Here is a 13,474-nt window from a genome sequence, read left to right as displayed (position 1 = left end):
AGCGCTCTCTCAGCGCCTCCGGTGCCACGGAGGCTTTGCTCCCGGGCCATCCCTGTGCCCCTTACCTCGTCAGGTAGGACCATGAGCTCTCCACGCTCCCGTTCACGATTGCTGACCGCCGCGCTGGCCCTCGGACTCGCCGCGGCGCTCACCCCCGTGATCTCCGCCCAGGCCGCCGAGTGCGGCACCACCAACGCCGCGCTGAACCGGCCGACCACGGCGTCGTCCGTCGAGAACGGCGGCACCCCTGCCGCCGCCGCGGTCGACGGCAACACCGGCACCCGCTGGTCCAGCGCGTTCTCCGACCCGCAGTGGATCCAGGTCGACCTCGGCTCCACGCAAACGGTCTGCCGCGTCACGCTGAACTGGGAAACCGCGTACGGCAGGGCGTTCCAGGTGCAGTTGTCGGACAACGCGTCCACCTGGAACACCGTCTACTCCACCACCACGAGCGCCGGCGGCGTCCAGAACCTGACCGTCGCGGGCGCCGGCCGTTACCTCCGGGTGTACGGCACGACGCGCTCCACCGGCTACGGCTACTCGTTGTGGGAGTTGGCGGTCAACACCGAGACTGGTGGGGTGACCATTCCCCCGACCGACCCGCGCAACCCCGACTTCGGGCCGAACGTGCTGGTCTACGGGCCGGGTTCGTCCCAGGCCGACATGCAGAACCGGCTGAACGCCATCGCCGACCAGATGAAGACCAACCAGTTCGGCCCCGAGCGGTACGCGGTGCTGTTCAAGCCGGGCTCGTACAACGCCGACGTGAACCTGCGGTTCTACACCCAGGTCGCGGGGCTGGGCCTGCGCCCGGACGACGTGAACATCAACGGCCACGTGCGGGTCGAGGCAGACTGGTTGCAGCAGGGCGACAACCCGAACAACCTGGGCAACGCGACGCAGAACTTCTGGCGTGGCGCGGAGAACATGTCCGTCACGCTGCCGACGAACCAGATCGAGCGGTGGGCGGTGTCGCAGGCGGCGGCGTACCGGCGCATGCACCTGCGCGGCCAGATCCACCTGTGGAACGGCGGCGACGGCTGGGCGTCCGGCGGCCTGATCGTGGACAGCAAGATCGACGGCGTCGCGGTGTCCGGTTCGCAGCAGCAGTTCCTGACGCGCAACAGCAACCTCGCGGGCGGCTGGAGCGGCTCGGTGTGGAACATGATGTTCGTCGGCTCACCCGGCGCGCCGCCGCAGCACTTCCCGAACCCGTCGCACACCACCGTCGACACCACGCCGGTCGTGCGTGAGAAGCCGTTCCTGTACTTCGAGAACGGCGAGTACAAGGTGTTCGTCCCGGCGCTGCGGCAGAACGCGCGCGGCACGAGCTGGGAGACGGGCACGCCCGCCGGTCAGTCCATCTCGCTGGCCGACTTCTTCATCGTCAAGCCGGGCACGCCGGTGGCCACGACCAACGCGGCGTTGGCGCAGGGCAAGCACCTGCTGTTGACGCCGGGTGTGCACCGCCTGAACGACACGATCAACGTGACGCGACCCGACACCGTGGTGCTGGGCCTGGGTCTGGCGACGTTGTCACCGGACACCGGCAAGGCGGCGATGGCCGTGTCCGATGTGGACGGTGTGAAGCTGGCCGGTTTCCTGGTGGACGCCGGTGTGCAGAACTCCCCCGTGCTGCTCCAGGTCGGCCCGACCGGGTCGAGCGCCTCGCACACCTCGAACCCGACCTCGCTGCACGACGTGTACCTGCGCGTGGGCGGGTCGCAGGCCGGTAAGGCGACGGTGTCGCTGGAGATCAACAGCGACAACGTGATCGTGGACCACACGTGGGTGTGGCGGGCGGACCACGGCGGTAGCCCGACGGGCTGGACCGTCAACACCGGTCGCAACGGCGTCGTCGTCAACGGCGACAACGTGACCGCGTACGGGTTGTTCGTCGAGCACTACCAGCAGTACAACACGGTGTGGAACGGCAACGGCGGTCGCACGTACTTCTACCAGAACGAGCTGCCGTACGACCCGCCGAACCAGGCGTCGTGGATGAACGGCTCCCAGCCGGGTTGGGCCGGTTACAAGGTGGCGGACCACGTCACGTCGCACGAGGGCTGGGGCATGGGCGTGTACTCGTTCAACCAGGCCGATCCGAGCATCCACACGGCCAACGGCTTCGAGGTGCCCAACCGGTCGGGTGTGAGGCTGCACGACCTGGTGACGGTGTCGCTCGGCGGCGTCGGCACGATCGACAACGTCGTGAACGGCATCGGTGGAGCGGCGAACATGGCCACCCAGCAACGTTACGTGGTCAACTACCCGTGATGTGCTGACAGCCGTGCACTGACGAACCGCCCCGCCGAGCCTCCCGGCGGGGCGGTTCCTCGTTCACTCGCCCTTGGAGATGCAGAACAGGTGGCCCTCGGGGTCGGTGAGGACGGTCCAGTCCTCCTTGCCTGGCTGGAAGTCCGGCTTCCGCGCGCCGAGTCCGAGGAGGGTCGTGACGGCCTGGTCGACGTCGGGCACGGTGAAGTCCAGGTGGGCGTGCTTGCGGTCGTCCGGCCAGGCGGGGCCCTGGTAGTCCGCGACGCGCTGGAACCCGAGCCGCACCGAGCCGCTGTCGCCGTCGCCGAGGAACACGAACGTGTCGTCGGTGTAGCTCGGCTCCATGCCGGTGGCGGCGGTGTAGAACTCGGCGAGCTTCGCCGGGTCGGCGCTGTCGAGGATGATCGTGGCGAGGCGCATGGTGGATCCCTTCTCGGTCCCTGCGGGGTGACGGTGTGCAGCCTCTCCGGTCGAGGCAGGGCAGGTCTTGAACTTTTTTGTCGGACCCCCGGCGTAGCTTGCGTGGGGTGCTCACCCCAGTATCGCTCGCGGCGTCGCCCGATTTCAGGGTCGAGGCCGTGACCTGCATGGATTCACACCCCCAGTGGTCGGAGGCGGAGGTGGCCGGCGGGCACGTGGTGGTGCTCGTGCGGCGTGGGCGGTTCCGGCGGCGGGCGCGGGACGGGGTGCTCGAGGCCGAGCCGGGCACGGGGTACCTGAACGTGCCGGGTGAGCCCTCGGAGTTCGCACACCCGGCCGGTGGGGACGTGTGCACGGCGGTGTGGCTGCGGCCGGGGTTGTGGCGGTCCGTGGTCGGTGAGGAGCGGCCCGTGCGGTCGGCGTTCTACGTGGACGCGGCGGTGGAGTTGGCGCATCGGCGGGTGGTGGCCGGTGGTGACGTGGCGTTCGGCGTGGCCGAGGGTTTAGTGCGGCTGGTGGGCGCTGTGGTGGGCCGGGTCGTGAACAGACCGCTGCCGGGTGCGGCGGACCGCCGGGTGGTGGCCGCGGCGCGGGCGGCGGTGCTGGAGGAGGCGCCCGAATCGGCCGGTCTGGTGCCGTTGGCGGAGTCGCTGGGCGTGTCGCCGTACCGGTTGAGCCGGGCGTTCAGCCGGGAGGTCGGCGTCCCACTGACCCGCTTCCGCAACGGGGTGCGGGTCGGACGGGCCGTCGAACGGCTGGAGGCGGGCGAGGAAGACCTGGCAGGAATGGCGGCGGACCTGGGTTTCGCCGACCAAGCCCACATGACCCGCACGGTCCGCGACCACCTCGGCCAGACCCCGACCGCACTGCGTCGACTGCTCACCAGACCGGGCTGATCAAGCCGAGCCACCCGCCACACCACGACAACGCTGCACCGGCTGCCCACCGGCCGGGTTGACCAAGCGCTGCGCCCGCCGGCCATGCGGTCGGCGGGCGCCTCTCCCCGGCCCGGTCTCACCCCAGCCCGGCCCGGTGACGTCAGACCGAGGCGGGTTGGCGTTGTGGTGCGCGGTACGCGCGGTCCCAGAGGATCTCTACCGGGCCGCGGGTGAATCGGCGCATCCACCACGACGCGCCCAGCATCAGCAGTGCCGAGACCATCAGCCACGTGCCCGCGGTGAACCAGGGGCCGAGGTGGCCGAAACGCCCGGCCAGGTCGAGCCCCCACTCGTAGCAGAGCACGGACGCGATCAAGTTCTGCCCGATGTAGCAGCTCAACGCCGACCGCCCGACCGCGCCGACACCCCGCCGAAGCCACCCGGGCTCGCCACGCAGCCGGCACACCAGCGCGGTAATGCCTCCGAGCAGGCCGAACGCGACCAGCGGCGCGCACACGTACCGGTCCACGGCGAACCAGTCGCGCCCGGCGAGCGTGGTCACGAGGTTGAGCGGCACGCCGACACCGAGGCCCCACACCATCAGCCGACGCCGGATCAGGCCGCCCCGATCGGAGTTCTCCAACGCACCGGCCTTGAACAGCATCGCGCCGGCCAGGAACAGCACGGTGCTCAACGGCAGCACGAAGAACCCTTCGAGCCGGTACACCGCGAACAACTCGATCCGCTCCTGCACCTGACCCCACCAGGTGGCCGGCCGGACCGGGATGGCCGCGTCGTCGACCTGCGCCCCGCCGGCGACCAGCAAGAACGTGAGCAGCCCGACGAACGACAGATGCACCGCGCCCGCCGCCACCAGCCACGCCTTGACCACCCGCGAGCTGCGGCCGACGAGGTAGGCGACCAGCACGGACACCACCGCGTAGAACATCAGCACGTCGAACTCGAAGATCAGCACGTAGTGGATCAGGCCCTCGAACAGCAGCAGCGCCGACCGCCACAGGTACCAGCCGGGCCAGCGCGACCCCCGCCGCACCGCCGAACCGTGCTGGATCGCCAGGCCGATGCCGAACAGGATCGACAGCAGCGCCAGGAACTTGCCGTTGCCGATCATCTGGAGCAGTGCGTCGGTCTGGTCACCGCCGTCGGCGATGAAGCCCGCCGGCCCTTGCGGGTGCGTGAAGAGCCAGGCGTTCATCCCGAACGTGCCCAGGATCGCCGCCCCGCGCAGCACGTCCAACGCCACGATGCGTCCGCCCATGTCCCCCTCCGGATTTCCTTCTGCGAGCGAAGTTAGGGCGCGGAAGGGCGTTTCATCGTCGGCCGATGGTCTGCGCCCGCGTCGCACCTTTGGAGGACACCGGCGGCCGTTCGGATGACACGACGAACGCGCACGGTGAGCGTGGAAGGTCACGACTGGATACGGTGCGCATCTGGCCACATGAACGTAACCCCACGCGCCAGGCCTGCAATCTGCGGTTCATACCTTCTCGGTTCCACCTGCCGAAAGGAGCCGCCGGTGCGTTCCAGAACTCTGTCGCCCCGAAGCGCGTCGCCCCGAAACCTCAGGCTCGGTCTGATCGCCCTCCTGCTGCCCGCCCTGCTCGCGACGGCCTGCGTCGACGAACCCGGCGCCGGTGCGGGGGCGTCCGGTGACGACATCAAGGTCGGCATCCTGCACTCGTTGAGCGGCACCATGGCCATCAGCGAGGTGACCGTGCGCGACGCGGAACTGCTGGCCATCGAGGAGATCAACGCGAAGGGCGGTGTGCTGGGGAAGAAGCTCGTCCCGGTCACCGAGGACGGCGCGTCGGACTGGCCGACGTTCGCCGAGAAGGCGCAGAAGCTGATCTCGCAGGACAAGGTGGCGACGGTGTTCGGCGGCTGGACGTCGGCCAGCCGCAAGGCGATGCTCCCGGTGTTCGAGCGCAACAAGGCGCTGCTGTGGTACCCGGTGCAGTACGAGGGCCTGGAGAGCTCGCCGTACATCTTCTACACCGGCGCGACGACCAACCAGCAGATCGTGCCCGCGCTGGACTACCTTGCCGCGCAAGGGAAAAAGCGGATGTTCCTGGTCGGCAGCGACTACGTGTTCCCGCGCACCGCCAACAAGATCATCAAGGCGTACGCGGCGGCCAAGGGCATCGAGGTCCTGGGCGAGGAGTACACGCCCCTCGGCCACACGGAGTACAGCACTCTGGTCAACAAGATCGCCGACGCGAAGCCGGACGCGGTGTTCAACACCCTCAACGGCGACAGCAACGTGGCGTTCTTCAAGCAGCTGCGCGGTTCCGGCATCACGCCGCAGACCACGCCGGTCGTGTCGGTGAGCGTCGCGGAGGAAGAGGTCAAGGGCATCGGGCCGGAGAACGTGGCCGGGCACCTGGTGGCGTGGAACTACTACCAGACCACGACTACGCCCGCGAACGACGCGTTCGTCAAGGCGTTCAAGGCGAAGTACGGCGCGGACAAGGTGACGTCCGACCCGATGGAGGCCGGCTACAACGCGGTGTACCTGTGGGCGGAGGCCGTGAAGAAGGCGGGCACGGTCGAGGTCGAGGCGGTGAAGAAGGCCGCGGGCGGCATCACGATCGACGCGCCCGAGGGCAAGACCACCATCGACGGCGAGAACCAGCACGTCGCCAAGACCGCGCGCATCGGGCTCGTGCAGGCCGATGGGCAGATCAAGGAAGTGTGGTCCTCCCCCGGTCCGATCAAGCCCGACCCGTACCTCAAGAGCTACGACTGGGCCGACGGCCTGAGCTAGAAGGGGGCTGGGACATGGGGGCATTGGCCAACCAGCTGCCCATCGGACTGAGCATCGCCGCGGTGCTCCTGCTCATCGCGCTCGGGCTGACGTTCACGTTCGGCCAAATGGGCGTGATCAACATGGCGCACGGTGAGTTCATCATGGCGGGCGCCTACACCGCATACCTGTTGCAGGGTTTGACCAGCCAGTCGTTCCTGATCGCGTTGCCGGTGGCGTTCGTCGTGGCCGGGGTGATGGGGCTGCTGCTGGAGTGGTCGCTGATCAGGCGGTTCTACGGACGGCCGTTGGACACGCTGTTGTTGACCTGGGGCGTGAGCCTGGTGCTGCAACAGCTGGCGCGTGACATCTTCGGCGCGCCGAACGTCCAGGTGACCGCACCAGGTTGGCTGGTGGGCGGAGTCGATCTGCTCGGCATCCGCCTGCCCTACAACCGGATGTTCATCGTCGTGCTGGCCGTGGTGTGCGTGGTCGGGGTGTGGCTGTACCTGACCAGGATGCCCGCCGGCCGTCGGATGCGGGCGGTGGTGCAGAACCGGGAGCTGGCCGGGTACAGCGGCATCGCCACCGGACGGGTGGACCGGTTCACGTTCCTGCTCGGCTCGGGGCTGGCCGGGGTGGCGGGCGTCGCGTTGACGCTCGTCGGCCCGGTCGGTCCGAGCCTGGGCACCTTCTACATCGTGGACGCGTTCCTGGTCGTGGTCGCGGGCGGGCTGGGCCAGCTGCGCGGCGCGGTGCTGGCGGCGGTCGCGCTCGGGTTCCTCAACAGCTACCTGGAGTTCTGGACCGACGCGAGCCTGGCCAAGGTGCTGGTGTTCGTGGCGATCATCGCGTTCCTCCAGGTCCGACCGCAGGGCATGTTCGTGCTGAAGGGGAGGTCGCTGGTATGAGGTGGGGTCGCATCTCCCTGGTGGTGTGCATCGTGTTGCTCGCCCTGGCTCCGGTCGTGCTCTCGCCGTTCCGGTTGGGGTTGCTGGCGAAGTACCTGTGCTTCGCCATCGTCGCGGTCGGGATCGCGTTGGCCTGGGGTCAGGGCGGGATGCTGACCCTCGGCCAGGGTGTGTTCTTCGGCCTTGGCGGCTACGCGATGGCCATGTACCTAAAGCTGAAGGAGGCCGGATCGGCCGGGTTGCCGGACTTCATGGTGTGGAGCGGCGTCGAGGAGCTGCCCGCGCTGTGGAAACCGTTCGGCAACCCGGTGTTCGCGCTGGCGGCGGTGATGTTGGTGCCCGGTCTGGTGGCGTTCCTGTTGGGACTGCTGGTCTTCCGGCAGCGGGTGCGCGGCGCGTACTTCGCGATCCTGTCCCAGGCGTTGGCGGCGGCCTTCGTGATCCTGCTGGTGGGCCAGCAGGGGTTGACCGGCGGCACGAACGGGATGACGAACTTCACCCAGTTCTTCGGGCTGGACCTGACCGACCCGAACGGACAACGCGCGGTGTACGCGGTCGCGGCCGTGGTGCTCGGCGTGACGTTCCTGGTGGCGAAGCTGCTGGTGCGCAGCCGGTTCGGCCGGTTGCTGGTGGCGGTGCGGGACGGCGAGGACCGGGTGCGGTTCCTCGGCTACGACCCGGCGGTGGTCAAGACGATCACGTTCACCATCTCGGCGGTGATGGCCGGGTTGGCGGGCGCGTTGTTCGTGCCGATCGTCGGTATCATCTCGCCCGCGCTGCTCGGCATCGTGCCGTCGCTGGAACTCCTGGTCGGTGTCGCGGTCGGTGGTCGGTTCGTGCTGGCCGGGGCGATCGCGGGTGCCATCGCGGTCAACTACGCCAAGACGTTGTTCAGCGAGGACTTCGCCGAAGGTTGGCTGTACCTCCAGGGCGGGTTGTTCGTGCTGGTGCTGGTGTTCGCGCCCAAGGGTCTCGCCGGTGTCGTGGAGTCGCTGCGCTACCGGTTGTCGTCCCGCAAACCGGCTCCGGTGGAGGTGGCGGCGTGACGGCTCTGCTGGAGGTGCGCGGGCTGCGGGTGGTGTTCGACGGGTTCGCCGCGATCGACGGGCTGGACTTCACCGTCGAGGAAGGCGAGTTGCGGTTCCTGATCGGGCCGAACGGCGCGGGCAAGACGACGTTGATCGACGTGGTGACCGGGTTGACCAAGCCCGCTTCGGGCAGCGTCCGGTTCGGCGGTGAGGAGCTGGTCGGCAAGCGCGAGCACCACATCGTGCGGCTGGGCGTCGGCCGCACGTTCCAGACCGCCACCGTGTTCGAGGACTTGACCGTGGTGGAGAACCTGGACCTCGCGGACAGCTTCCGGCTGCCGCTGCGGTCGTTGTTCCGGCGGCGGCGCGGGGTGTCGGACGCGGTGGCGTCGGCGTTGGAGGCGGCGGACTTGACGGCGTTGGCGGACAAGCCCGCCGGTGTGCTGTCGCACGGGCAGCGGCAGTGGCTGGAGATCGGGATGTTGCTGGTGCAGCAGCCGAAACTGCTGCTGCTGGACGAGCCGGTGGCGGGCATGAGCCGATCGGAACGGGAACGCACCGGCGAGTTGCTGCACCGGATCGCGTCGACGCACACCGTGGTCGTGGTGGAGCACGACATGGAGTTCCTGCGCAAGTACGCGCGCAAGGTCACCGTGCTGCACCAGGGTCACGTGCTGCGCGAGGGCTCGGTCGCCGACGTTCAGGAGGACCCCGAGGTGCGCGCGGTGTACCTGGGTCGGGCCAAGGGGAAGGCGGTGGGCTGATGCTGTCGGTGTCCGGAGTGGACGCCGCCTACGGGCGGGCGCGGGTGCTGTTCGGTGTGGGTCTGGAGGTGCCCGCCGGGTCGCTGGTGTGCGTGATGGGCCGCAACGGAGTCGGCAAGACGACGTTGCTGAAGACCGTGATGGGCACGCTCACGCCAACGGCCGGGCGGATCACGTTGGACGGGCGGGACATCACCCGGATGCCCACGCACCAACGGGTTCGGGCGGGCATGGCGTACGTGCCGCAGGGTCACGTGTCGTTCCCGCAGCTGACGGTGTGGGAGAACCTCCAGGTGACGTTGGAGGCCACCGGGCACCGTGACCCGGCGGCGGTGGACGAGGCGTTGGACGTGTTCCCGGCCTTGCGGCAGTTCTTCAAGCGGCCGGCCGGGTTCCTGTCCGGTGGTCAACGGCAGCAGTTGGCCATCGCGCGGGCGCTGATCACCCGGCCACGGCTGCTGTTGCTGGACGAGCCGACCGAGGGCATCCAACCGTCGGTGATCGATGAGATCGAGGGTGCGATCGAGCGGCTGCACCGGGAGGCGGGGTTGACCGTGCTGCTGGTCGAGCAGTACCTGGACTTCGCGTTGCGGTTGGCGGACAGCTTCGTGGTGATGGACGCGGGTGAGGTCGTGCACGCGGGGGCGGTCGAGGAGCTGCACGACGAGGAGGTGCGGCGGATGCTCGCCGTGTAGCTACCGTCGGCGGTTCGCGGCCTGTCGGGCGAGGGCGCCCCCGGCGATGATCAGGAGCAGCGCGGTCATGCCCCAACGGCGCTGGTCGCGCACGAGGTTGTCGACCCGCTCCACGGAGTTCACCCGCGGTTCCGGCGGCATGTCCAGGGCGTTCGGGGGTGGCGCGGTCGGCGGTGACGTGGCCGGCTGCGTGGGTGCGGGCGTAGTCGTGGTGGGCCTTGTCGTGGTGGTGCGTGTGGTGGTTGTGGTGGGCCTCGGTGGTGGCGGGGCGGGGATGGCCTGAGGTGGCGGTGGGGGTGGCGGGGGCGGTGGCGGAGGAGGTGGAGGGGGCGGCGGTGTCGTGGTCAGGGGCGGGCTGGGAGGCGGGGTCGTCGTCTGGGTAGGGCTCGTTGTCTGAGTGGGGCTGGGCGTGGGGGTCGGAGTTGGCGTTGGGGTTGGCGTGGGGGTTGGCGTCGGCGTCGGGCTAGGGGTTGGCGTCGGTGTGGGGGTTGGCGTCGGTGTGGGAGTTGGAGTGGGGGTCGGGGTAGGAGTTGGCGTAGGAGTCGGCGTGGGCGTGGGAGTTGGCGTGGGAGTTGGCGTGGGGGTGGGGAGCGTGGACAGGCAGCCGGACGAGTCGATGGTGTGCAGCGCGTGCCGGGACGAGATCTCGGTGACCACGCCCGACCCGTCCAACGCCACCCGCCACAGCGTGCTGCGACCGCCGTGCCGGTTCTGCGTCGCGTAGAGCGCCCCCTCCGGGCTGACCGTCACCGCGCCGTACCCGCTCCCACCAGGCAGCCGCCTGGTCTCGGGAAGCTCCTCCACCTCACCGCTACGCGGGTCGATGGTGACGACCACCCCACGCTCGTGCGAACGCGTCGCCACGCCGTAGAGCAGGCCGTCGGCCGGGTTCACGTCGAAGTCGTCCACGGTCAGCGCCCGCGGCGGCCGCATCCACACCTTGTGCACGACATGCCCGAAGCTGCCGCTCGTCGGGTCGATGTCCACCGTGTACAGCACCGGTCCCGCCCGCACCACCAGCCGCTCCCCCACCACCGCTCCCGCCACCGCGTGCCGCAACGCGGGGAACAGGCGGGTCGGGGTGCCGACCAGCCGGCCGGAACGGTCGAGTGCGACGAGCCTGCCGTGGTGGTCGATGCCGTAGACGAGGCCCTGCCGAGCGGAGTAGCCGATGGCGTTCAGCCGCACGTCCAGCACGTTGAGAGGCGTCATCGCGCCCGACGGGAACCGCACCTGGAACGCGGTCGACGGGCCGTGGGCGGCTGCCTCCACTTGGAGGGTGGTGCACACGACCTGAGCGAGCGCTTCGATCATCCGAACCGCTCGATAGCCGCTTTGAAGGCATCGGGAGTCAGGTCTGCGCCGCCGCCGAACGGGTTCTGCAACTGGTACGTCGCGTACATCAACAGCGTGATGGTCGCGGCGAGCGTGGCCACGATGAGGACGTGCGTGCGCATCAGCGGCCCACCGAACAGCAACGGCAGGCAGATGGCCAGCACGCTGCCCGCCACCAGCACGAACCACACCACCGCGCTGACCTCGCCGCCGGCCGCGTCCAACCTGGCCTGGCGCGCCTCGTACACCTGCCAGAGCTGGTTCGCGGCCTCGGCCTTGCGGTCGACCTGCCACTCGTCGGTCGCCGGCGCCTGGGCCACCACCTGGCGCAGCCGGTCGAGCTGGGACCAGCCGGTGGACTCGAAGTCCTTCCCCAGCCGCATCGCCGGCCACTCGTCCCGGATGACGGTCGTCGCGTAGTCACGGGAGAGTTCGCGCACCTCCCGGCCCGACTCCTCGGACAGCGCGTCGCTCGCCCACGTCGCGGCGACCAGGCCGTCGGCCTCCCGGTAGGACGCATCACTCGCCTGGGTGACGGCGTCGAACAACGCGATCAGCACGAACGCCACCAGCACCGCGTGCAGGCCGCCCACGATCGTGAACACCTGCCCCGCGGCCTCGTTGTTGGCTGATCTGCCCTCGTCCGGTCCGTACTTGCGGATCAGGTAGGCGAGGATCGCGGCGATGATCGCCGCTCCGCCGACCCAGAGCAGACCTGTGAGGTACACACTCATGAACGCCCTTTCAATTCCCGGTTCGGAATCCACAGATCCGCGAGTTCCACGTCCCCGGAAGTTAGTGACTGGGTATCCACAAGAGAAGGAGGTTCATCCGACCGCACTCGAAGTCCAATCGGTCGAGTGACGGGAGGGCACACACCGACGTGACAAACGGGACGGGACCGCCCGACTGCGGTCCAACGCCGCACAACGGCCTAAGGGATTGGGCCGGTCGAGTCACCCCCGGTCACGACGGCGCAGTCAGGCCGCGAACAGCAAGGCCAGGCCGCCCGACGTGTAGCCCACCATGAGCACGAGCAGCGGCACCTGGCCGGTCAGCTGCTTCTGCGGCGGCAGCAGGCGCAACGTGCGGTCGTGCGCGGACACCACGGCCACCAGGTGACCGGCGAGTACCGCGCCGATCTGCACGGACGCGACCAGCACGGGAGCCGCGAGGGCGTCACTCGGGGTGAAGCCGGAGACTCCGAACAACAGTGCGAAGGCCCGTTGGCCCTCCACCGCGAGCAGCGAGAAGTAGTGCGCCACCACGTAACCGGCGATGATGGGGACCAGCGAGTGCGCCAGCTCCCCGCCGAACGACCGGCACGCCAGCACGTAGCTGCCCGCCACCAGCCCCACCGTCACCACCAGCCCCAAGGAGTCCGGTACCGACAGGCTGTCCCAGGCGAGGCTGGAGCCGATGCTGTCGAACGCCGTCGACCCCAGCAGCACCGCCACCACCGCGACCAGACCGGGCCGGACGGGCGTGGCGACGAGCGCGCGGAACGGGTTGCCGTGCAGGGGCGAAAGCCGGCCCAGGAGCGTCGAGAACACCTCGAACCCGTCGGCCCGCTCGAACCACGTGCGGCCGAACACCACGCCGCCGGCGACGTTCACCACCGCGTACGCCACCAGGAACCACGGCAGGGCGTCCGGCTCGACCAGCTCCACCCACGTGAACGCCAGCAGACCCAGCGCCGCCGGCCAGTGCCCCAGCCGCTCGGGATACGTGCGGCCGAGCGTGACGCGGGCGGCCAGGCGCAGCGGGTTGAGCACCCTCCACACCGGACCGAACAGCATCGACAGCACCGCCACGCCGACCCACAACAACACGAACACCAGGTGCGGCCACGCCTGCGCGGGCACGAACACCAGACCGACGGCCACCAACACCCGCACCGGCCACCAGTCGCGTTCGGACGTCGGCGCGGCGGCATCGAACCGGGGCTTCGTCCACAGCAGACCCAACGCCAGGAACGACGCCAGCAACGCGACCGCCGCGCCCTGCATCACCAAGTCCAGCGGTAGCGGCAGGTCGTGCCGCGCGCCGACGCCGTGCGCGAGGACGGTCACCGCACGATCAGGCGTGCCAGCAGCGTGTCCGGGTGCGCCTCCACGTCGAACGTCCCGGTCCGGTCCGCGGTGAACTTGAGCACCGCGGGCTTGTCGGCGTCGGCCTCGGCGAGCACGTCGAACCCGTGCACGTGGATCTCCACCGGTTTGTCGCTGGTGATGGTCATCTCGATCGCCTGCCCCTGCACGGCTTCCACCCGCTGCGGCGACGACCCCTCGTCCGCAGACAGTCGGAGCACCAGCGGATCGGCCGGCGCGGCGGACGTTCCGGACGAGCACCCCGCCACGACCAGCAGGGCGAGAAGCAGAACGCGGATCACCGGACCCCTT

13 protein-coding genes are annotated in these 13,474 nt (G+C 69.5%); 7 read left to right on the top strand and 6 right to left on the bottom strand.

The window, feature by feature from the left end; translation table 11 throughout:
- The first annotated feature begins 81 nt into the window (after window positions 1–81).
- Window positions 82–2,277, top strand: a complete 2,196-nt coding sequence (locus tag F4560_RS01395) for a discoidin domain-containing protein (RefSeq protein WP_184915090.1) — start codon at window positions 82–84, stop codon at window positions 2,275–2,277.
- Window positions 2,278–2,340: 63 nt separating this feature from the next.
- On the opposite strand, the gene F4560_RS01390 is transcribed toward F4560_RS01395, so the two are convergent.
- Window positions 2,341–2,697, bottom strand: a complete 357-nt coding sequence (locus F4560_RS01390; protein WP_184915089.1) for a VOC family protein — start codon at window positions 2,695–2,697, stop codon at window positions 2,341–2,343.
- A gap of 167 nt (window positions 2,698–2,864) precedes the next feature.
- On the opposite strand from F4560_RS01390, the gene F4560_RS01385 reads away from it, so the two are divergent.
- A complete protein-coding gene (locus F4560_RS01385; RefSeq protein ID WP_184915086.1) occupies window positions 2,865–3,593 on the top strand; it encodes a helix-turn-helix domain-containing protein in 729 nt (242 codons plus the stop codon).
- A gap of 142 nt (window positions 3,594–3,735) precedes the next feature.
- Here F4560_RS01385 and F4560_RS01380 read toward each other — a convergent pair whose 3' ends face one another.
- Complete coding sequence (locus F4560_RS01380) at window positions 3,736–4,854, bottom strand: DUF418 domain-containing protein (protein WP_184915084.1); 1,119 nt, start codon at window positions 4,852–4,854, stop codon at window positions 3,736–3,738.
- Between the two features lie 258 nt (window positions 4,855–5,112).
- Here F4560_RS01380 and urtA point away from each other — a divergent pair, with 258 nt between their 5' ends.
- Genes urtA through urtE form a run of 5 tightly spaced genes read left to right on the top strand, consistent with a single transcriptional unit; the run spans window position 5,113 to window position 9,737 of the window.
- Complete coding sequence (gene urtA / locus F4560_RS01375; protein ID WP_312868072.1) at window positions 5,113–6,360, top strand: urea ABC transporter substrate-binding protein; 1,248 nt, start codon at window positions 5,113–5,115, stop codon at window positions 6,358–6,360.
- A 14-nt stretch (window positions 6,361–6,374) separates the two neighbouring features.
- Window positions 6,375–7,250: an urea ABC transporter permease subunit UrtB gene (urtB, locus tag F4560_RS01370; protein WP_184915078.1), complete on the top strand. Its 876-nt coding sequence runs from the start codon at window positions 6,375–6,377 to the stop codon at window positions 7,248–7,250.
- Window positions 7,247–8,296 carry an urea ABC transporter permease subunit UrtC gene (gene urtC / locus F4560_RS01365; RefSeq protein ID WP_184915074.1) on the top strand — a complete coding sequence of 350 codons (1,050 nt, stop codon included), beginning with the start codon at window positions 7,247–7,249 and terminating at the stop codon, window positions 8,294–8,296. Before urtB ends, urtC begins: the two co-directional genes overlap by 4 nt.
- On the top strand, window positions 8,293–9,042 hold the full coding sequence (gene urtD / locus F4560_RS01360; RefSeq protein WP_184915071.1) for an urea ABC transporter ATP-binding protein UrtD: 750 nt from the start codon (window positions 8,293–8,295) through the stop codon (window positions 9,040–9,042). Before urtC ends, urtD begins: the two co-directional genes overlap by 4 nt.
- Entirely contained in the window at window positions 9,042–9,737 is a 696-nt protein-coding gene (gene urtE / locus F4560_RS01355) for an urea ABC transporter ATP-binding subunit UrtE (RefSeq protein WP_184915066.1), read from the top strand. The genes urtD and urtE overlap by 1 nt, the downstream gene beginning before the upstream one ends.
- Here urtE and F4560_RS01350 read toward each other — a convergent pair whose 3' ends face one another.
- The 4 genes from F4560_RS01350 to F4560_RS01335 form a co-directional block, all read right to left on the bottom strand.
- Window positions 9,738–11,051 (bottom strand): DUF6923 family protein, encoded by a 1,314-nt coding sequence (locus F4560_RS01350; protein ID WP_184915063.1) that lies wholly within the window; start codon window positions 11,049–11,051, stop codon window positions 9,738–9,740. It lies immediately after the preceding gene.
- Window positions 11,048–11,806, bottom strand: a complete 759-nt coding sequence (locus tag F4560_RS01345; RefSeq protein WP_184915061.1) for a bestrophin-like domain — start codon at window positions 11,804–11,806, stop codon at window positions 11,048–11,050. Before F4560_RS01345 ends, F4560_RS01350 begins: the two co-directional genes overlap by 4 nt.
- Before the next feature lie 246 nt (window positions 11,807–12,052).
- A complete protein-coding gene (locus F4560_RS01340) occupies window positions 12,053–13,144 on the bottom strand; it encodes a hypothetical protein (protein ID WP_184915058.1) in 1,092 nt (363 codons plus the stop codon).
- Window positions 13,141–13,464: a cupredoxin domain-containing protein gene (locus tag F4560_RS01335; RefSeq protein WP_184915055.1), complete on the bottom strand. Its 324-nt coding sequence runs from the start codon at window positions 13,462–13,464 to the stop codon at window positions 13,141–13,143. Before F4560_RS01335 ends, F4560_RS01340 begins: the two co-directional genes overlap by 4 nt.
- Between the last annotated feature and the right edge of the window lie 10 nt (window positions 13,465–13,474).

This window comes from Saccharothrix ecbatanensis, assembly GCF_014205015.1.
GTDB classification, from domain to species: domain Bacteria; phylum Actinomycetota; class Actinomycetes; order Mycobacteriales; family Pseudonocardiaceae; genus Actinosynnema; species Actinosynnema ecbatanense.
The sequence above is the reverse complement of the archived record's forward strand: the minus strand, read 5'-3'. Positions and strand labels throughout refer to the sequence as shown.

Excerpts from the sequence above, each read along its gene's own strand:
- F4560_RS01395 (WP_184915090.1), top strand. The coding sequence starts at position 82 with ATGAGCTCTCCACGCTCCCGTTCACGATTGCTGACCGCCGCGCTGGCC.
- F4560_RS01390 (WP_184915089.1), bottom strand. The coding sequence starts at position 2,697 with ATGCGCCTCGCCACGATCATCCTCGACAGCGCCGACCCGGCGAAGCTC.
- F4560_RS01385 (WP_184915086.1), top strand. The coding sequence starts at position 2,865 with ATGGATTCACACCCCCAGTGGTCGGAGGCGGAGGTGGCCGGCGGGCAC.
- F4560_RS01380 (WP_184915084.1), bottom strand. The coding sequence starts at position 4,854 with ATGGGCGGACGCATCGTGGCGTTGGACGTGCTGCGCGGGGCGGCGATC.
- urtB (WP_184915078.1), top strand. The coding sequence starts at position 6,375 with ATGGGGGCATTGGCCAACCAGCTGCCCATCGGACTGAGCATCGCCGCG.
- urtC (WP_184915074.1), top strand. The coding sequence starts at position 7,247 with ATGAGGTGGGGTCGCATCTCCCTGGTGGTGTGCATCGTGTTGCTCGCC.
- urtE (WP_184915066.1), top strand. The coding sequence starts at position 9,042 with ATGCTGTCGGTGTCCGGAGTGGACGCCGCCTACGGGCGGGCGCGGGTG.
- F4560_RS01350 (WP_184915063.1), bottom strand. The coding sequence starts at position 11,051 with ATGATCGAAGCGCTCGCTCAGGTCGTGTGCACCACCCTCCAAGTGGAG.
- F4560_RS01345 (WP_184915061.1), bottom strand. The coding sequence starts at position 11,806 with ATGAGTGTGTACCTCACAGGTCTGCTCTGGGTCGGCGGAGCGGCGATC.